The sequence below is a fragment of the Desulfovibrio sp. SGI.230 genome, from assembly GCF_050313065.1.
Taxonomy (GTDB): domain Bacteria; phylum Desulfobacterota; class Desulfovibrionia; order Desulfovibrionales; family Desulfovibrionaceae; genus Desulfovibrio.
Genome location: NZ_JBNPKS010000016.1, coordinates 43631 through 63132 on the forward strand (window position 1 = coordinate 43631; position 19502 = coordinate 63132).

Annotated in this window: 13 protein-coding genes; 6 read left to right on the top strand and 7 right to left on the bottom strand. The window is 66.5% G+C overall.

Going from position 1 to position 19502, the window contains the following annotated elements; all coding sequences use genetic code 11:
* Positions 1 to 318: 318 nt before the first annotated feature.
* The 6 genes from ACQRAG_RS10735 to ACQRAG_RS10760 all read right to left on the bottom strand — a co-directional run bounded on the left by ACQRAG_RS10735 (position 319) and on the right by ACQRAG_RS10760 (position 10158).
* Positions 319 to 2028, bottom strand: a complete 1710-nt coding sequence (locus tag ACQRAG_RS10735) for an FAD-dependent oxidoreductase (RefSeq protein ID WP_204626167.1) — start codon at positions 2026 to 2028, stop codon at positions 319 to 321.
* A gap of 189 nt (positions 2029 to 2217) precedes the next feature.
* The gene (selB, locus tag ACQRAG_RS10740; RefSeq protein ID WP_427804138.1) at positions 2218 to 4161 is read right to left on the bottom strand and encodes a selenocysteine-specific translation elongation factor; all 1944 of its coding nucleotides are present in this window, start codon (positions 4159 to 4161) and stop codon (positions 2218 to 2220) included.
* 471 nt (positions 4162 to 4632) lie between these two features.
* Positions 4633 to 5484 carry a 4-hydroxy-3-methylbut-2-enyl diphosphate reductase gene (ispH, locus tag ACQRAG_RS10745; RefSeq protein ID WP_300646284.1) on the bottom strand — a complete coding sequence of 284 codons (852 nt, stop codon included), beginning with the start codon at positions 5482 to 5484 and terminating at the stop codon, positions 4633 to 4635.
* 519 nt (positions 5485 to 6003) lie between these two features.
* Entirely contained in the window at positions 6004 to 7002 is a 999-nt protein-coding gene (locus ACQRAG_RS10750) for a tRNA dihydrouridine synthase (RefSeq protein ID WP_300646283.1), read from the bottom strand.
* Positions 7002 to 8831 carry a SulP family inorganic anion transporter gene (locus ACQRAG_RS10755; RefSeq protein ID WP_427804139.1) on the bottom strand — a complete coding sequence of 610 codons (1830 nt, stop codon included), beginning with the start codon at positions 8829 to 8831 and terminating at the stop codon, positions 7002 to 7004. Before ACQRAG_RS10755 ends, ACQRAG_RS10750 begins: the two co-directional genes overlap by 1 nt.
* A gap of 211 nt (positions 8832 to 9042) precedes the next feature.
* Positions 9043 to 10158 carry a hypothetical protein gene (locus tag ACQRAG_RS10760; RefSeq protein ID WP_040369755.1) on the bottom strand — a complete coding sequence of 372 codons (1116 nt, stop codon included), beginning with the start codon at positions 10156 to 10158 and terminating at the stop codon, positions 9043 to 9045.
* A 237-nt stretch (positions 10159 to 10395) separates the two neighbouring features.
* On the opposite strand from ACQRAG_RS10760, the gene ACQRAG_RS10765 reads away from it, so the two are divergent.
* The 4 genes from ACQRAG_RS10765 to ACQRAG_RS10780 all read left to right on the top strand — a co-directional run bounded on the left by ACQRAG_RS10765 (position 10396) and on the right by ACQRAG_RS10780 (position 14266).
* The gene (locus tag ACQRAG_RS10765; protein WP_427804140.1) at positions 10396 to 11025 is read left to right on the top strand and encodes an OmpH family outer membrane protein; all 630 of its coding nucleotides are present in this window, start codon (positions 10396 to 10398) and stop codon (positions 11023 to 11025) included.
* A 110-nt stretch (positions 11026 to 11135) separates the two neighbouring features.
* On the top strand, positions 11136 to 11831 hold the full coding sequence (locus tag ACQRAG_RS10770; RefSeq protein ID WP_302260993.1) for a carbonic anhydrase: 696 nt from the start codon (positions 11136 to 11138) through the stop codon (positions 11829 to 11831).
* 189 nt (positions 11832 to 12020) lie between these two features.
* On the top strand, positions 12021 to 13001 hold the full coding sequence (locus tag ACQRAG_RS10775; RefSeq protein ID WP_168934905.1) for an AEC family transporter: 981 nt from the start codon (positions 12021 to 12023) through the stop codon (positions 12999 to 13001).
* Positions 13002 to 13291: 290 nt separating this feature from the next.
* A complete protein-coding gene (locus tag ACQRAG_RS10780) occupies positions 13292 to 14266 on the top strand; it encodes an AEC family transporter (RefSeq protein WP_427804141.1) in 975 nt (324 codons plus the stop codon).
* 93 nt (positions 14267 to 14359) lie between these two features.
* On the opposite strand, the gene ACQRAG_RS10785 is transcribed toward ACQRAG_RS10780, so the two are convergent.
* Positions 14360 to 15802 (bottom strand): BPL-N domain-containing protein, encoded by a 1443-nt coding sequence (locus tag ACQRAG_RS10785; RefSeq protein ID WP_427804142.1) that lies wholly within the window; start codon positions 15800 to 15802, stop codon positions 14360 to 14362.
* A 95-nt stretch (positions 15803 to 15897) separates the two neighbouring features.
* Between ACQRAG_RS10785 and ACQRAG_RS10790 the strand changes: the two genes are divergently transcribed.
* Both ACQRAG_RS10790 and ACQRAG_RS10795 read left to right on the top strand, forming a co-directional pair.
* Positions 15898 to 18558: a valine--tRNA ligase gene (locus ACQRAG_RS10790; protein ID WP_427804143.1), complete on the top strand. Its 2661-nt coding sequence runs from the start codon at positions 15898 to 15900 to the stop codon at positions 18556 to 18558.
* Positions 18559 to 18569: 11 nt separating this feature from the next.
* A complete protein-coding gene (locus ACQRAG_RS10795) occupies positions 18570 to 19493 on the top strand; it encodes a hypothetical protein (protein ID WP_204626158.1) in 924 nt (307 codons plus the stop codon).
* The last annotated feature ends 9 nt before the right edge of the window (positions 19494 to 19502 follow it).

Sequence of the window (19502 nt, forward strand, 5' to 3'; positions counted from 1 at the left end):
AAAGGCAATAACGGAAAATACCATGAAATATGTCATGTGATTATAGCCCGCAAAACGGCGCTGCGCAAGGCTTTGAAGGTCCTCCCGGCAGGGCTTGGGAAGGGGCGGTGCCCTGCCGGTCATGGCACCTTGCTGCGGCAGGCTGCTGACCGGGAAAGCGCAGGGAAGGGAGGCGGGCGAAGAGGCCGTTCCCCGGCCTTTAGGGGTGGCCGGGTACCCGGGGCGACTGCCGCCGTGCCGGACAGGGGCCCGCCGGCAGGCCATGAAAAAAGGGGCCCCCTGACGGGAGCCCCTTGAACAGGTCACAAGGACAAACAGCTAGATCTTGCCGCCGGTCTTGAGCACGGCCTGCATGCCGCCGGCGGCGTTGACCACGTCGGTGATGCCGTTGCGGGCCAGGATCAGCACGCTGTCATAGGCGCGCAGACCGGTGTTGCAGATGATGGCCACAGGACGGTCCTTGGGCACTTCGTTGACCCGGCTGGGCATCTCTTCCAGAGAGATGGAGTGCCATTCGGGATGGACGGCCTGCACGGCCTGACCGGCCTTGGCGGGACGGGCGTCGATGAAGAAGATGTTGTTCTCGGCGCGCTTTTCCCACAGCGCCATGAACTCTTCGGAGGTGATGGGCTTCACACGGCCGGCCAGCACGTTGTCGGCCACGTTGGCCACCACGTTGACCACGTCCATGGCAGAGGCGAAAGGCGGCGCGTAGGAGATCTCCAGGTTGGAGATGTCTTCCACGGTGGGCTTGCCGTACTGCAGCACGGCGGCCACGGCGTCGATGCGGGCCTTGAGGGCGTCACCGGCGGTGCAGGCGCCCTGGATGCCCAGCACGCGGCGGTCGCTCTTGTCCACCACCAGTTCCAGGCTCATCATGTTCTTTTCGGGATAGAAGTGGGCGCGGTCCAGCTGTTCCACGGCCACGGAGATGGCGTCATAGCCTTCCTTGCGGGCGCGTTCCACAGTGAGGCCGGCGCCGCAGAAGGACATGTCGAACAGTTTCACGGCCCAGGTGCCCACGAAGCCGGGGAAGCTGGCATCGCCACCGGCCAGGTTGGTGCCGATGACGCGGCCCTGGCGGTTGGCCATGCTGCCCAGGGGCAGGTAGCCCAGCTTGCCGGTGATGAGGTTCTTGATGGCCACGCAGTCGCCGCCGGCATAGATGTCGGGGTCGCTGGTCTGCATCTTTTCATTGACCACGATGGCGCCGAAGGGGGCCACTTCCAGACCGGCGTCCTTGGCCAGCTGGCCGTTGGGCAGGAAACCGGCGGCAAAGATCACCAGCTGGGCGGGCAGTTCGCGCTTGTCGGTGATGACCTTGCACACGGCGCCGTCCTTGCCTTCCAGCTTGACGACCTTTTCAGAGGTGTAGACGGACAGGCCGTGGGCCTCGCAGTCGTGGGCGGCCATCTTGCCCATGTTGTGGGAGAGCACGCCGGGCAGCATCTGGTCCATCATTTCCACCACGCTGACCTTGACGCCCCACATGTCGGACAGGGCCACGGCAGCTTCCAGACCGATGAAACCGCCGCCCACGATGACGGCCTCGTTGACCTGGCCGTGTTCGCAGGCTTTGCGGATGACGTCGGCGGCTTCCAGACGGGTGAGGGTCAGGACGTTCTTCAGGTCGTGACCTTCCACCGGAGGCATGCGCGGGGTAGCACCGGTGGCCAGCACCAGCTTGTCGTAGGGCAGCTTTTCTTCCTCGCCGGTGACCACGTTGCGCACCAGCAGGGTCTTGGCGGCGCGGTCGATGGCCATGGCGCGGGTCTGGTTGCGCACGGTGATGCCTTTCATGGTACGGAAGAATTCGGGGTCACGCACGGTGTGGTAGGGCGTGGCGCGCAGGTCGTCGAGGTTGTTGACCTCGCCGGACACATAATAGGGGATGCCGCAGCCGCCGTAGGAGATGAAGAGGTTTTCATCCACCAGGGTGATCTCGGCGTCGGGCATCAGGCGCTTGCAGCGGCAGGCAGCCTTGGGACCCAGGGCAACGCCGCCGATAACCAGGATTTTCTGTGCCATGATAGACTCTCCTTGTAGAGCATTTGGCGTTTGAAACGCCGGGCGTCTCAAACTTTGTGCCGTCCGGGGACGAGGTCTCTCGCCCGGACACGGGCGGCCGCGGGCGCGGTCGCCGGAGCATGACGCTGTTGTTGGTCGGGCCTCGGGCGGCGACCCTGCGGTCACCGGACGGGGACAGGATACCTGTCCCTAGCGGCCCCGATACTGCCGGGCGTCTCCCACCCGGACGGTGATCTTTTCCCTGTCCATGAACTCCAGCAGGGCGATGAGGTACTTGCGCGAAAGGCCCAGGATCTCCTTGAGGCCGCCCACGTCCAGATCCTCATGGTCGCTGAACCACAGGCGCACCTTGTCCAGGATCTCTTCCACGGCCTCGTTGCCGTAGTAGAGGCCGTCCTTGACGCGCACCAGCTTCTTCTGTTCGCACAGCAGGCGCAGGACGGGCGCCGCCTCCTTGCTGCTCACGCCCAGCTCCTCGAGCACGTCCTTGAGGTTGGGCGGGGTCAGGCCCGCGCTGGTGTGGGCCTCCAGCAGCTTGCGGCTCAGGCCCTCCTGGTCGGAAGCCAGCGTGACCTTGTGGCTGGCCAGGCGCAGGCCGTCGCCTTCGGCCACCAGCAGGCCCTTTTTCTGGGCCGCTTCCAGCACGCGCGCCACCAGACGCTGGGGCAGCTTGTCGCTCCAGCCGGCGCACAGGGCGCCGCTGGGCAGCGAGGGCTTGAGCGGGTTCTTGGCGTGCAGGGCGGCGGCCCTGTCCAGGCAGGCGCGGATCAGGGCCTCGAAGTGCAGGCTGGCGATCCACATGCGGCCTTCCTTGTGCCAGCAGATGGCCTCGCCCTGGGAAGACAGCTGGACCAGCTGCTTCTGCAGGGCCGCGGCACTCTGGCCGGTAAGGGCCTGCAGCTGGCTGTGGCTGGCGCCCGCGCTGCCGCTGAGGCTCAGGGCCGCCCTGGTGAGGTCGAGGCCGGAGTGGGCCGTGATGTATTCGGGTGCGGCCAGTTCGGGCAGACGGGCCAGCAGGTCGAGCTTGTTCTGGAAATCCGGGTCCTTGCGGCGCAGCAGGGGCGGCAGGGGGCTGACGATGGTGCCGCCGGCCACGGTGCGCAGGGGCGAGTAGGCGCGCAGCACGCAATGGTCGCCGAACACGCCCACCATATCGCTGGAGAAGCGCAGTTCGGCCAGGCAGGAGTCGCCGGGGGCCAGACGGTCACGGTCGAAGAAGACCACCCGGGCCGCGCATTCCTGCGTGGCGTGGTGGAAGTGGACCTCGGTACGCTGGCGCAGGGGCCGCGGCGCGGACTTGAGGCACTGCAGGCGCACCAGCCAGCGGCGGGAGGGGAAAAGTGTGTCGAGACGGCAGAGGGTGTTGCCGCGATGGATGTCCGTCACTTCCAGGCCCTGCACGTTGACGGCGCAGCGCTCGCCGGCGCGGACCATCTCCACGCTGCTGCCGTGGCGCTGCAGGCTGCGGGCGCGGGTGGGCAGGGCGCCGGGCATGAAGCAGAGTTCGTCCCCTTCGCTGACCGCGCCGGAAATGACCGTGCCGGTGATGACCGTGCCGTGCCCCTTGAGGGTGAACACGCGGTCCACCGGCAGGCGGAAGATGTCGGAGCCGTGCCGGGGCGGCAGGCTGCTGGCGCAGGCCAGGATATGTTCGCGCAGGGCCGGGATGCCCTGGCCCGTGCTGGACGAGACGGGGAAGATGGGGGCGCCTTCCAGAAAAGTGCCCTGCAGGAAGGTGCGTACGTCTTCCTGGACCAGTTCCAGCCAGTCCGCGTCCACCATGTCCACCTTGGTCAGGGCCACGAAACCGTGCCGGATGCCCAGCAGGGAGCAGATCTCCAGATGTTCGCGGGTCTGGGGCATGACGCCTTCGTCGGCGGCGATGACCAGCATGACGAAGTCCACACCGGCGGCACCGGCCACCATGTTTTTGACGAAGCGTTCATGGCCGGGCACGTCCACGATGCCCAGACGCTCGCCACCCGGCATGGGGACCCAGGCGAAGCCCAGTTCGATGGTGATGCCGCGCCGCTTCTCTTCTTCCAGACGGTCACAGTCGATGCCCGTCAGCGCGCGGACCAGAGATGTCTTGCCGTGGTCGATGTGACCGGCGGTACCCAGGATCAGAGCCATTCTACCCCCAGAAAAAACACAGGAGCCCCGCCGGAAACGCCTTGCGGCGGCCCGGTGAGCGGGGACTGTCCCGTGTGCGGAACTGGTTTTCAGTGTACGCCAGAGAGCGGGGCTTTGCAAACGGCTGCGGCGGACGACCGGAGAAGTTTCAGGCCTCCAGCACTCTGGTGAAAAATATCACAATTGGAGCCATGGTACGATTTTGTTCAAAAATAATCATCAAATACAGATTATTATGAACAGCGTCCGGGCTATGCCCTGTTTACCGGAGAACGAGTGCCGCCGGCAAACAAATACAAGAAAAAAATAAGGGGAATGTCCGAAGGGCCCTGGCGGGGGCAGGAAGGGCAGCTCCGCAAGGGCCGGGGACGGAAGAAAAGTTTTTTTGCCGTCCGTTCCGTACGGCAAAGTCTTTTGTTCACAAGGCTGCACGGTCTGCGGGGCACACAGCGGTGCCCCGCGGAAGTCCCGTTAATCCGGCAACTGCTCCAGCCACTGCTGGGTGGCGTCGATGAGCTTGCGGGGCGTGGAAGCCCCGGCGGTGAGGCCCACGCGCCCCTTGCCGGCAAAGTCTTCGGCCCGCAGTTCTTCGGCCTGTTCGATATGATAGGTGCTGATGCCGCTCTGGGCCGCCAGATCGGCCAGACGGCGGGTGTTGCCGCTCTGGCGGCCGCCCACCACCACCATGGCATCCACCTGGGCAGCGATGCTGCGGGCCTCTTCCTGGCGTTCGCGGGTGGCATCACAGATGGTGGCCAGCACCTTGAGCCGGGGCAGGCGGTCGCGCAGTTCCTTTTCCAGCTGTTCGAAGACGGAGCGGTCCTGGGTGGTCTGGGAGGCCAGCACATAGGAACGTTCCGGGTCCACATGCAGGGCGGCCAGTTCGTCACGGCTGCCGAACACATGGGCCGGTCCGTGGGCATAGGAGACAAGGCCGCGCACTTCGGGATGGTCGGCCTCACCGAAAAGCAGCAGCTCCTCGCCGTCGCGGGTGGCACGTTCGATGGCCAGCTGGGCGCGCTTGACCTTGGGACAGGTGGCGTCCACCACGTCGGCGCCGGTGGCGCGGACGGCCTCCTCCACCTGACGGGTGATGCCGTGGGCGCGGATGAGGACCCTGTCCGTGGCGTTGAGCTGGGAAGGATCCTGGGCGCAGAAGACCCCCAGGGCCTCATAGTCGGCCAGGACCTGCGGGTTGTGGATGATGGGGCCCAGAGTGCAGGTGCGGCCTTCGCAGGGCTGTTCCAGAGCGGTATCCAGTTTTTGCAGGGCCAGGCCGACCCCCATGCAGAAACCGGCGGTCTTGGCGCGGATGACGTCCATAGTTCTCTCCCGGAAAAGATTCTTTGCGGCAGTGTTCCGTGAGAGGGAGGCCCTGTCAAGGGGAAGGGGCGCTCGCACTGTGCGGGAGTCGCCGCCGGATGGCGGATGCTGCCTGGCATCCGGGCGGGTCCGCCTGTGCTGTGGCAAGGGCGGCACGGCACCTTCAGCACACACCGTCCTATCGACACGCTCGATATACGGGAAAGGGGCAGAGCCTGTGGGCAGGTGCGTCTGTGATTGCACGGGGGATACAAGACGCCTGTCTGTGGGGGACGGGGCAGGCAGGGGAAAGCCCGTACCGGCAGCTGAGGATGGCCCCTTGGCTGGAGATGAAAGAAAAAGGCTGTCCGTGAGGGAAAAGGAACGCGTGGGAGAAAAGGAGACCGGAACTCCCCGTCGAGCGTCCTGTGCGGAGCACGGGACGCCGTGAGCGGTTTTTGAAGGATGGGGGAGTTTGAGGGGGAAGGGGACTTTTTTCCGCTGGAAAAAGTCCCCTTCCCCCTCAACAGATCTTGCCGTTTATTCCGGCAAAAAGCGGTCCATCAGCTCGTGCAGACCTTCCCAGGACGTGCAGCGGCAGAGCTCGAGGCGCAGGGCCTTAACGCCGGGCAGGCTGCGCACGTAGCGGGGCACCACGCTGCGCATCTTCCAGAGGGCGGCGCGACCGGGACAGAGTTCCTGGGCCAGTTCCATGTGGCGCAGGACCATGGCCCGCAGGGCGGCCGGTGAGGGGGGCTGGGGCTCCTCGCCCCGGCAAAGGCGGAGGTGGTCGTCGAAGATGGCCGGGCCGTGCATGGCGCCCCGGGCGTACATGACCGTATCCACGCCGGTCTGCTCCAGCACGCGCAGGCCGTCCCGGGCGCTGAACAGGTCGCCGCTGGCGATGAGGGGGATGTCCAAGGCCTGCTTGAGCTCGGCCAGCACCTCGTGGGCGGCCTCGCCGCCGAAGCCCTGGCGCGCCGTACGCGGGTGCAGGGTGATCCAGCCCGCGCCCAGATCCTGGAGGCGCAGGGAAAGGTCGCGCCAGACATGCCTTTGGCTGTCCAGGCCCAGACGGATCTTGAAGCCCACCCGTCCGGGACCGGCGGCCTGGAGCATGGCGCGGGCCACTTCGAGGGCATTGGGCACATCGCCCAGCATGGCGGCCCCTGCCCCCTGTTTGAGGACCTTGGCCACCGAGCAGCCCATGTTGAGGTCGAACCAGCCGTAGCCCACGTCGCGGAGCATCTCCACGGCCCGTTGCAGGAAGGAGGCCTCCGCGCCGAAAAGCTGGACCACCAGCGGCTGGTCCTCGGGCAGGCTCTGCAACAGCTCGCCGGTGCCGGGGCTGCGGTAGACAAGGCCCTTGGCGCTGACCATCTCGGTCACGCAGACCGCCGCGCCGTACTGGCGGCAGAGCAGGCGGAAGGGCAGGTCGCTGTAGCCGGCCAGGGGGGCCAGCCAGGGGTGCTCCCGGTCGAAGGGCAGGCTGTCGGGGTTGGCCGGGGATTCCGGCAGGAAAAACGCTTTGTGCATCATCAATGTTCCGTAGTGCGGGACGCAGGGTCTTCGGGTTGCATCTGTTGCAGGCGCTGCTGCGCCAGCTGGTCCACGCTGCGGGGGGCAGCGGCCGTGGGGCAGGCGGGACCGGGGCAGGATTCCTCGGGGCAGCCGGTGTGGCAGTAGATATGCCTGTTCAGCATGTCCACGCCGATGCGCAGGCCGTCGCCCAGGGTATCGGCCACAAAGCCGTCGCTCAGGCAGTCGATGACGCCCGTGCGGCCGAGGATGTCGCGCACGTTGCGGCTGCCCACCACCAGGACCACCGGCACACTGCGGGCATAGCAGCGTTCGAGGAACTGCTCAAGGGCATGGGCGCCGGAGGCATCCAGCCAGAACACGCGGGTCAGGTGCAGGACCACCAGACGGGGCGGCGTGTCGTCCTCTTCGTAGAGCTGGCGCTCCAGCTCATGGATGGCGCCGAAGAAGAGCGTGCCTTCGATGACGTAGACCACCAGGCCTTCGGGCATGTTGTCCGGGGCATAGCGCATGAGCGGGTCCGTGGCCCGCAGGCGGCGTACCCGGGGATGGGCCGCCTTGTAGATGAAGAGGGTCAGGGAGAGCAGCACGCCGATGAACACGGCCCGCTCCAGATCGAGGAGCAGGGTGGACGCGAAGGTGATGAGCAGCACCCAGCGGTCGATGCGCGTGGCCCGCAGGCAAAGGCGGATGGCCGGGATGTCGATCATGTTCACCGAGATGAGCAGCAGCACGCCCGCCAGGGCAGGCATGGGCAGCCAGCTGACCAGCGGCGCCATAACGAAGAGCATGGGCAGGGCCAGCAGGCCCGAAAAGACCGTGCCCATGCGGCTGCGCCCGCCGCTGGTGACCACCAGGGCGCTGCGGGTGAAGGAGCCGCAACCGGGGATGCCGGAGGTGAGGCCCGCGGCGATGTTGCCGAGGCCCTGGCCGATGAGTTCCTGGCTGCCGTCGAAGCGGTCGCCGCGGATGCCCGCCAGCTGCTTGCCGATGGCCAGGGATTCCACGGCGCCCAGCAGGGCGATGGCCAGCGCGGGCATGAACAGGTCGCGGATGGAGGCCATGTCGAAGGCCGGGGGCAGGGAAAGGGGCGGGACCACGCTGGGGATGGCGCCCACCAGGCGCACGCCCTGCTCGTGGAGACCCAGCAGGGCCGAGACGGCGGAGATGATGACCAGGGCCGCCAGGGTGGCCGGGAAGCGGCGCGAGATGCGCTTGAAAAGCAGGATCAGCAGGATGGTGCCCCCGGAGACCAGCAGGCACCAGATGTTGAGATGCGTGAAGTTGTGGATGACGTGATCGATCTGGGGGAAGAATCCCTGTGCCTGGGAGGAGGGCAGGCCCAGTGCGGTCTTGAGCTGGCCCGACGCGATGAGCAGGGCCGCACCGGCGGAGAAGGCCACCATGACCGAATGGGAGATGAAATTGGCCAGCTCGCCCAGACGGGCAAGCCCCATGCCCACCTGGATGAGGCCGCAGAGCAAGGCGATGCCGAAGATGTAGGGCATGCGGGCCTCTTCGGGCAGACTGGCCACGGTGATGCCGCCGATGCTGACCGTGCTCATGGTGGTGAACAGCACCATGGAGATGGCGTTGGTGGGCCCGGCGGCCAGGTAGCGGGCCGAGCCCCAGAGGGCGGCCACGATGACCGGCAGCATGCAGGCATAGATGCCGTATTGCGGGTGCACCCCGGCGATGAGGGCATAGGCCATGGCCTGGGGGACGGCCATGGGGGTGACGGCGAGCGCGGCGACGAAGTCGGCGCGGAAGTCGCGCAGGCTGTAGTGGCGCAGTTCGTTCAGGAAGGGGAAGAGGCGGGCGGCATTCATGGCGGCGCTCCGAGGTATGGAAGGTGACGGGCCCGGAAGGGCGACGCCCGGCAGGACAGGGCGCCGGAAAAAAACGGCGCATGTCCCCGCAGGGCGGGCGGCATCGTGACAGGAAAGGGGCAGGGTATCCCGACGGCGTGCGCCGTGTGGCGTACGGTTCCGCCGTCCTGGCAGGGGACGGCGGTGTTACGGGGGATCGGCCTGCCCCGGCCTAGTCGTGGGAGTCGTCTTCCAGCTTGAGGACGTCCTGCCCCAGTGCGTAGCGCATGAGGGAAGGACGCTCCGCGGATTTTTTCAGGGAGCCGATGATGCGGGTCATGCGGCGGGTGCCTTCCAGCACGCCGCCCAGATGCCCGGCCAGTTCCGTCAGGTCGGCGCGGGCCAGGATCTTTTCCAGTTCCAGGGCCAGGCGCTGGCCGCGTGAATCCTCGTGGAACTCCGCGCGCAGTTCGCGGGAAAGGCGCAGGGCACGGGAAAGGTTGTTGTCGATGTCTTCCACCAGCTCGCCGCAGTATTCGGCCTGGTTGCGCATGATGTTCAGGGCATTGTTGCCGTAGTGGGCCATGGCGCCGGCGGCCTTTTCCAGCGTGTCGCGGGCCACGGCCAGGCGGCGGCCCGTGGTCAGGGACACGATGCGGGCGCATTTGGACAGGAAGTGGGCGTCGTACATCTCGAAGCCGTATTCCCGCTGGGTGTAGAGCAGCACCAGGCCGAAGGGCGGCCGGTCGTTGCGTTCGCGCAGCACGAAGGCCAGACGGGAACGGTAGCCCGCCTTGTAGACCACGCAGTCGAAGGACTCGCCGCCGCGTTCGATGCCCCGCAGGTTGTTGGACACCACATGCCGGGCCGAGCCTTCCTTGACCGTGCGCATGACCGGGTGGTTGCGGATGCCTTCTTCCAGGGCGGGGACCACCATGGGGATGCCGCCGCCGTCACGGCGCGCGGCGGCCTGCACCACCCACTCGCCCTGGGGGTTGCGCAGACGGCAGACATAGAGGTCGGCATGCAGGGCATGGACCAGGATCTCGGCGCTCTGGCGCAGCACTTCTCCGGGGGGCGCCATATGGTCGGCCATGGAGAGCAGGTCGTTGGAGACACGCAGCAGGGTCTCCGTCTCGCTCTGCATGGCGGCGACGGAGGAGAGCAGCTGGAGCAGCGAGCGCCAGCTGCGCAGGGGCACGGCCCGCACATCGGGCTGGTAGCCGCGCTTCAGGGAGCGGTAGGCGGCCCGGATAAGGGCGATGATGGCAGGACGCACTTCGGGCGGCGCGTGTCTGACGATCTCGGTGATGGCTTCGCGCGGGGTGCGCAGGGAGTGGTATGACACGAAAATTCTCGCTTGGTGGCAGGTCCGCCCTGAAGATCTTATGAAATAAGGACAACGTTCAGAATAACAATATCGCAACCTTTGTCAATGCGCGCGCCGTCTTGCACGAGGTCCCGTCCCGGCCGTACGCCGGAGCGGGGCGGCGGAAAAGAGTTGAGTCCCGGAACAAAACATCGTACAAGCAGGCCATTCAGACTGAAACCGCACATCTTGCGGATGATCCAAGGAGAACTCCCCATGCGTATTCGTTTCCTCGTCCTTTCCCTGCTCGTCCTCTGCCTCGCCGTCAGCGGCTGCCAGCAGCCCCAGGAACCCGCCGTCAAGGTCGGCGTGGTCGATATGAACCGCCTGCTGCGTGACAGCGAGCCCGGCAAGGAAGCCAGCCGCTTCCTGGAAGGCATGCAGAAAGAGATCCAGCAGCAGATCGACGACGTGCAGGCCCGTCTGGGCAAAGACCCCGAGAACGAAGCCCTGCAGCGTGAACTGCAGGCCATCTACATGGGTGGCCAGCAGCGCATCAACGCCGAACAGCAGAACGTGGTCAGCCAGCTGCTGGACCTGACCCAGCGTCTGGTGAACAACTACCGTAAGGCCAACGGCCTGAGCGTGGTGCTGGGCACGGACGTGGCCGTGGCCTATGATCCCGCCCTGGACGTGACCAATGCCCTGCTGGACGAAATGAACAAGCAGAAGGTCAACTTCGTGTCCGTGAGCAACCCCCAGCCCGAAGCTCCCGCCGCCGCCGAAGCTCCCGCCAAGGCCGCCCAGGACACCAAGGCCGCGGAGAAGCCCGCTGAAAAGCCCGCTCCCGCCGCCGAAAAGCCCGCTGCCGAAAAGGCCGCTCCGGCCGAAGCCAAGGCCAAGTAGCCCCAGTCTTCGATGCTATCCAAGAGCCCCGGTCCTTCCGGGGCTCTTTTTGTCTCTTCCGTCCGGCGGCATCCAGGTGTCGCACGGCGGGAGGTATTTTTGAGGGAACAATGAAAGACTTTGAAAAATTCATCGACGGTTTCAGGAACTTCCGCCGCTTCTACTTCGATGCGGAGAACGACTACTACACGTCCCTGAACAAGGGGCAGCATCCCAAGGCCATCGTCATCGCCTGCAGCGATTCCCGTGCCGACCCGGCCCTGCTCATGGGCTGCGACCCGGGCGACATCTTCGTGGTGCGCAACGTGGCCAACCTGGTGCCCCATGCCGACGACGCCCTGCGTCGCGATGCCGTGCTGGCCGTGCTGGAATACGGGGTGCACCACCTCAAGGTGGAACACATCATCGTGCTGGGGCACTCCGGCTGCGGCGGCATCCAGGCCCTGCTGAACCCCGAATCGCTGCATGACGAGAGCTTCGTGGCCAACTGGGTCTCCATGGCCGCGCCCGCCCTGGAACGGATGCGCGAGGACGTGCGCGACGAGAGCCCGGCCGACCGGCAGCGCCACTGCGAAGAGGCCGCCATCCTGGTCTCCATCGACAACCTGCTCTCCTACCCCTGGATCCAGGAACGGGTGGCCGCCCACGAGCTGTCGCTGCACGCCTGGTATTTCGACATGTCGCAGGGCTCCCTGCTGGCCTATTTCCCGGACAGCGAGACCTTCGAGCCCCTGGTGGCCCACTGCCGCCAGTGCGGGGCCCTGGACGCCGCCTGTGGCTGCCATGCGCATGGCGTCCAGGCCTAGGACAGGCCCGGCGCCTGTCCTCCCCATACGCTGAGAAATGGCCCGGCAGTACGGATGCAGGGCCTGTCCCGGATGGCGGCAAGGCCGCTGTCCGGCAGGCTCCCCCGTACTGTCCCGGGCTTTTTTATGGTGCCCGGTTTTGTAGCCTGCGCTTCTGGACATCCGCCCGGGAGAAGCATAAGCAAGGGCATGATCGAAGCATTTTCCGCCGTTGTTCCTGTGTTCCTGCTCATCGGTCTGGGCGTCTGCCTGGATCTTTTCCGGGCCCTGCCCGAGAACGCCAACCAGACCCTGAGCCTCTATGTCCTCAACGTGGCCCTGCCGCTGCTGCTGTTCCAGATCATGGCCACCGCGCCCCTGGAGAGTTTTGCGCATCCGCAGTTCTGGCTGGGCGTCATCGCCGCGCAGTTCCTCATCTACGGGGTCTGTTACGCGGCCGACCGCATCCTGGCCCGCCACGACAGCGCGGCGGCGACCGTGACGGCCCTGGGCGGCTGTTTCTGCAATGCCGCCTTCGTGGGCATCCCCGTCATCACCAGTGCCCTGCCGGGCAATGCCGAGGCCCTGTTCGTAGCCGGCCTGTTCACCATCACGCCCAATCTTCTGTTCGTGGTGGGGCAGGTGCAGCTGGCCGCGCATGATCCTTCCCGCTCCATGCCGCAGGGGCGCAAGGCCGTGCTCTTGCATGTGCTGCGCTATTCGCTGCTGTACAATGCCGTGTTCTGGGGCATGGCGGGCGGCGTGCTGGTCTCGGCCCTGGGGCTGGGCCTGTGGGATCCGCTGAACAGGGCCGCCGAGCTGGTGGGCCATACGGCCGCCCCCTGTATGCTCGTGACCCTGGGCCTGACCCTGCGGGAGCGGCTGGCCGTGGTCCTGCGGCACGCGGGCGGCCATGCGCTGCTGCGCCAAACGGCCCTGCAGATCTGCAAGCTGGTGGTGCAGCCCCTGGTCTGCTGGGGCATCCTGGCCGCGCTGGGCGTGGAAGGCCTGTGGCTGGCCGTTTCGGTCATCATGGCCGCTTCCGGCTCCGCCCTGGTGGTCCCCGTGCTGGCGGACGTGCACCATGCCGGTCCTGAGGAGGCGACCCTGACGGCCCTGGTCTCCAATGGTCTGAGCCTGTTCTCGCTGAGTTTCTTCATCTGGGTGATGCGTCTGCTGGGCCATATCTGATGCGCCTGGACGGCCTTCCTGCCGTGCCGGTGTCCTGACTGGGGATGCAGGGGCGGCAGAGGGGCGCCCGCCGACGTGCGCCCTGCGGGGCCTTGTCCTGCAAAGCGCTCCACACTGCTGGATAAAATTCTATCGAAGCCCGGTCGATACCGGGCTTTTTCAATAGGTTATATATTGTTTGGTTAAACAAACAATTTTCTGGACAAGCGGAGGAAAGAGGCGCATCTTTCCCCTCACCGCAAGCGACATCCTCCGGGAGAGCCACACTACGGTCCGCATGGAGGTGTCGTATGGAAGCATTCTACGCTGTTCTTCCCGTCTTTCTGCTCATAGCCGTGGGGGCTGCGGTCCACATGACCGACGTGCTGCCGGAGAATACCGGCGCGGCCATGGGCCTTTATGTGCTCAAGCTGGCCCTGCCCGTGCTCATGCTGCATATCCTGTCCGGTGCGAGCCGTCTGGATCTGGCCCACGGCGGTTTCTGGCTGGGCGTCATCGGGGCGCAGATGCTGTGCTATCTGCTGGGCTACGCCGTGGACAGGCTTTTTTCCCGGCGGGGGACGGGCCCGGCCATCATCTCCGGCCTGGCCTGCAGCGCCAGCAACACGGCCTTCGTGGGCCTGCCCATCGTGGCCGGCCTGCTGCCGGGCAATCACGAAGCCATGGTGGTGGCCGGGCTGGCGGCCCTGACGCCCAATGTGGTGGTCATCATAGCCCAGATCCGCATGGACTGTCTGGCAGGTTCCGCGGCCTGGGGCGACGGCCGGGGCCGCATCTGGAAGCTGCTGCGCCTGTTCCTGCTGGGCAACCCCCTGCTTCTGGCCACGCTGGCGGGCCTTGCCCTGGCCTGCTCGGGGCTGGGGCTGTGGCAGCCGCTGGATCACGCCGCAGAGCTCATCGGCAGTACGGCCGCGCCCTGCATGCTGCTGGCCCTGGGCTTCGACCTGCGCCAGAAGCTGGTGCTGGCCCTGCGCCGCAACGGCGGGCATACGGTTATCCGGCAGGCCTGGCTCCTGCTGTGCAAGCTGGGCATCCATCCCCTGATCTGCTGGGGCATCATGCATCTGGCGGGCCTGCCGCCGCTCTGGCTGGGCGTGGGCGTGCTCATGTCCGCCACCGGCACGGCCCTGGTGGCCTCGGTGCTGGCCGAGGTCTACAGCGCCGTGCCCGAAGAGGCGGCCCTGACCGCCGTACTGAGCAATGCCGCCAGCATGGTCAGCCTGATGCTGTTCATCTTTCTGCTGCAGGGGGCGGGCTGTCTGTAGGGAAGGGTATCAGGAAGCGAAGATGTGAGATCGCCGTCTGCACGGCAGAGAGCACGTCCGCTGATGGTGCGGACAAGGAGGCCCCCGGCCGGCTCAGTCGTCCAGCGCGGCGCAGGCATCTTCCTGCTGGCCGCGGTAGAGCAGCTCTTCGGTCATCTCCAGCAGTTCGCCCACGATGCCGCCCCCGGTCATGGGATGGCCGAACAGGGCCTCGCGCTGGTTGGTGAGGCCGCGCCGGTCCACGGCGTCGGGCATGGTGGGGGAGAGGGTCTCGCGCAGGCGGCAGGCCAGCAGATAGCCCTCGGCGCCGGGCAGGAAGATGTCCGTGAGGGCCGCGAAGCGGGCGCGCATGCCGTCCCAGGCGGCCAGGGTGTCCGGGCCGGGACGCAGGCCGCAGAGCACGCGCAGGGACGAATACAGGTTGTTGCAGACCGCGCCGGGCAGGCCGGGGCGCCAGCCCCAGAGCCAGGGGGTGCGCTCGAAAAAGAGGTTGTGCTCCACGCCCAGATCCAGCAGCTCGCGCATGCCGTGCAGCAGGGTGCGCAAAGGGGCCGTCTGCGGCGTATCGGGCCAGCGGAACGCGGCCTTGCGGTGCAGGTCCCAGGCGGGCACCAGCTCGCGCTGCGGCGCAAGACCGGCCAGCACGCGCAGCAGATGGGCCAGCCAGGCATTGGCATCGGGGCTGTCCGGGGTCTCCAGATGGGAATAGCTGAGGACGTAGCGGCCCCGGCCGTAATTGCCCGCCACCATCAGGGGCTGGCCGTCGAGGAAGTCCGCCGAGACGTTGACCCCGTACAGGTCCTTCCAGGCTTCGAAGACAGGGGCCGGGATGCGGCTCAGGGGCAGGTCGGCCAGCCAGAAGTCCGTATCCGGCTGACGGTAGGAGGCCAGGATGCTGACCCGTTCGTCGGCTTCCGGGGCGAAGCGGCCGGGCCACCAGACGGGCAGGGACGGCACATGGCCGTCATCCCGGGGCGGGCGGCAGTTGCCGCAATGGCGGCAGTCGTCGTCATGGCCGTGGGCGCAGCCGCGCCAGTGCGGCGGCACCAGGGCGCACGCCTCGTCGCCCAGCGGCGGGCGCAGCGGATCGGGAGCAGCCCCGTCCGGGAAAGCTTTGGGGAAGTCCGGCCGTACGGCGGGCAGGTCGCGTGCCATGCAGGAGCGCACGCGCATGTGGGCATGGCCGGAGATGAGATGATGCAGGCGCTCGGGATAGGGCGCGCGGCCCCAGGGGCAGAGCCCCAGGCCGTCCTGGCTGCGGTGCTGGCTCAGGGCCAGTCCGGCGCCGCCGCAAAAGCCCAGGTAACGGCCGCCTTCGGCCAGATAGTCGCGCACGGCCTGCCGCCCCTTCTCGCCCAGGGCCCGCGCCTTGAGCCGGGCGTTGCCGCCGGGGACCAGCAGGAGCGGGGCCGCTCCCCGTTCCTTGCCGGGCGTACCCTGCGGGCATGGCTTGCGAAAAAGCGCGCCATTGGCTATGTCTTGTCCCTTGACCAGACGACAGGGCAGTCCCAGCGCGCACAGGGCGCGCCAGACCATAAGGCCCCAGATATGGGACGCGTCCCAAAGAATACATACAGGGTTGGCGGCACACATAACAGCGTACTATGGCCGCCTTTCATGGAGAAAGCAAGATGGCGGATACCCTCCCCAAGGGCTACGAGCCCCATGACGTGGAAGCGCGCTGGCGCGACCACTGGCAGGACAACAGGACCTTCACGCCCGACCCGGATGCCCAGGGCGAACCCTTTTCCATCGTGATCCCGCCGCCGAACGTTACCGGCGCCCTGCACATCGGGCATGCCCTGAACCAGACCCTCATCGACGTGCTGTGCCGTCATGCCCGCCAGAAGGGCAAGAACGTGCTGTGGGTGCCCGGCACCGACCACGCCGGCATCGCCACCCAGAACGTGGTGGAGCGCGCTCTGGCCAAGGAAGGCAAGACCCGTCAGGACCTGGGCCGCGAAGCCTTCATCGAGCGCGTGTGGCAGTGGCGCGAAGACTACGGTCACCGCATCCTCAACCAGATCCGCGCCCTGGGTGCTTCCGTGGACTGGACGCGCCTGCGCTTCACCATGGACGAAGGCCTGTCCGCCGCCGTGCGCAAGGTCTTCGTGCAGCTCTACAACGAAGGCCTGATCTACAAGGGCGACTACATCATCAACTGGTGCTCGCGCTGCCATACGGCCCTGGCCGATGACGAAGTGGAACACGAGGCCCACAAGGGCAAGCTGTGGAAGATCCGTTACCATCTGGCCGACGGCTCCGGCAGCATCACCATCGCCACCACCCGTCCCGAGACCATCCCCGGCGACACCGCCATCTGCGTGCATCCCGAGGACGAGCGCTACCAGCATCTGGTGGGCAAGACGGCCATCGTGCCCGTGCTGGGCCGCGAGATCCCCATCATCGCCGACAGCTACGTGGATCGCGAGTTCGGTACCGGCGCCCTCAAGGTGACCCCCTGCCACGACCACAACGACTGGGCCCTGGGCAAGAAGCACGATCTGGAATTCCTGCAGGTCATCGACGAAGACGGCATCATGAAGGCCGAGTCCGGCCCCTACGCCGGTCTGAAGAAGGAAGACTGCCGCACGAAGATCGTGGCCGACATCGAAGCCGCCGGCGACCTGCTGGCCGTGGAAGACCTGGACAACTCCGTGGGCCACTGCTACCGCTGCCACACCGTGGTGGAACCGCATGTGTCCACGCAGTGGTTCGTGGCCACCACCAAGATGGCTCCCGCCGCCCGCAAGGCCGTGCCCGAACTGACCCGCATCCTGCCGGAATCCTGGGCCAAGACCTACTATCACTGGCTGGACAACATCCGCGACTGGTGCATCAGCCGCCAGATCTGGTGGGGCCATCGCATCCCCGCCTGGACCTGCGCGCAGTGCGGCGAGCTCATCGTGGCCGAGCACGACCCCAGCTCCTGCCCCAAGTGCGGCTGCACTGACCTGAAGCAGGACGAGGACGTGCTGGATACCTGGTTCTCCTCGGCTCTGTGGCCCTTCTCCACCATGGGCTGGCCCGAGCAGACCAAGGATCTGGCCACCTGGTACCCCACCAGCGTGCTGGTGACCGGTTTCGACATCATCTTCTTCTGGGTGGCCCGCATGATGATGATGGGCCAGCACTTCATGGGCCAGGTGCCCTTCCACGACGTGTACCTGCACGCCCTGGTGCGTGACGAGACCGGCCGCAAGATGTCCAAGTCCACGGGCAACGTCATCGACCCGCTGGAGATGATCGACAAGTACGGCTGCGACTCCCTGCGCTTCACCCTGACGGCCTTTGCCGCCATGGGCCGCGACATCCGCCTGTCCGAAGCCCGCATCGAAGGCTACCGCCACTTCGTCAACAAGCTGTGGAACGCCGCCCGCTTCGCCCTCATGAACCTGCCCGAGACCGCGCCCGCCCCGGTGGCCCTGGAAAGCGTGGAAGGCCTGCACCACCAGTGGATCCTGCACCGTCTGGAGCAGGTCAAGCAGGACATGGACAAGGCGCTGGAAGAATACCGCTTCAACGACGCCGCCCAGCTGGGCTACAAGTTCCTGTGGAACGAGTTCTGCGACTGGTATCTGGAACTCATCAAGCCCGACATGCAGGACGAGGCCCGCAAGCCCGTGGCCCAGTATGTGCTGTGGGTGGTGCTGCGCGAGCTGCTGCTCCTGCTGCATCCCATCATCCCCTTCGTCACGGCCGAGATCTGGAACGCTCTGCCCGTGCCCGCCGGCGAGCAGCCCACGGACATCGCCCTGGAGCTCTATCCCGCGGCCCGTCCCGGCTGCCTGCATGAAGCCGAGGCCGCCCGCATGGAACTGGTGCAGGGCATCATCGTGGCCGTGCGCACCATCAAGGCCGAGCTGAACATCAGCCCCAGCCACAAGGTGAGCCTGATGCTGCATCCTGTGGACGAGGCCCAGGCCGCCCTGCTGGAAAGCTGCCGCCAGATGATGACCACCCTGGCCCGCCTGGAAGACCTGCAGATCGGTGCCGACCTGCACGCTCCCAAGGCTTCCGCCTCCTCCGTGGTGGGCGGCTGCCAGGTCATCGTGCCCCTCAAGGGCGCCGTGGACCTGGCCGGAGAACTGGCCCGTCTGGACAAGGAAATGGCCAAACTGGAAAAGGATCTGGTGGGCGTGCAGAGCAAGCTGCACAACGAAAGTTTCGTGAGCCGCGCTCCCGCCCAGGTTGTGGAACGCGAACGCGCCCGTGCCGAACAGCTGCTGGATGCCAAGGCCAAGATGCAGGCCCTGCGCCAGCACTTCAGCGAAGCCCTCAACGAGGAATAAGGAACAACGTCATGAAGATGTCCGCCGTTGCCACGCCCCCCATGCTCTGCGCTTCCGGGCGCGGAGCGGTGGGCGTCGTGCCCGGCGCGGTCGTCGCCTCCGGTCTTTCGGGCCGGAGGCCGGCGGCCGCGCCGCTGTTTTGTCTGCTGCTCCTGCTGGTGTTCTGCCTGTCCGCCCTGCCGGCCCGTGCCCATGTGGTGGACGAGCTGGCCCCTCTGCTGGACAGCGATGCCATCGTGAACAGCATCCAGGATATCGGCCTGCTCAAGAAGGCCGGTTTCATCTATCAGCCCGACCTGACCATCACGGGCGAGATGTGCCCCGTGGACGGCAGCCAGGACCAGCTGGCCGTGCTCAGCGGCATGCTGGCCGCTGACAGGATGTATGCCTTCTATTTCGGCGATGTGTCCGACGCGGCCAAGAAGAACGAGCTGCTCCAGCAGCTGGTGGGCAAGCCCCTGCCCACGCTGAACAGCAAGGACATGGCCCGCATCCGCAAGGCCCCGCACAGTCAGGAGTCCGCGAACATTCTGGCGCGCTTCCGCCAGCAGGAGCTTTCCCGCCTGCTGGAGGCCGCCCGTCAGGACGACCAGCTGCTGCGCCTGCTGGGGGCGCATCTGTACGGCCTTTATCTGGAGCGCCTGTACATGGCCTCGGTCATGGTGCTGGCCGCTGCGGAAAGCGACACGCTGGAGCCGCTCTATCAGGTGCATACCGGTCTGGCCACCCGGCACGGCAAGGCCCTGGAGATCCTTGGCAAGAAGGGCTTGCTGGGCCTGGAAGACTGCGAGGCCCGCGCGGCTTTGGTCAAGAAGCTGCAAGGCCTGTTGACCGCCAACAAGGGGCAGCCTACGCTGGAAGGCCTGCGCGAGATAGTCTCGCTGGTACAGGAGGAGCGTGCGTTCTTCCTGACGCCCTGCCCGCTGCCGCAATAAGAATGTTTT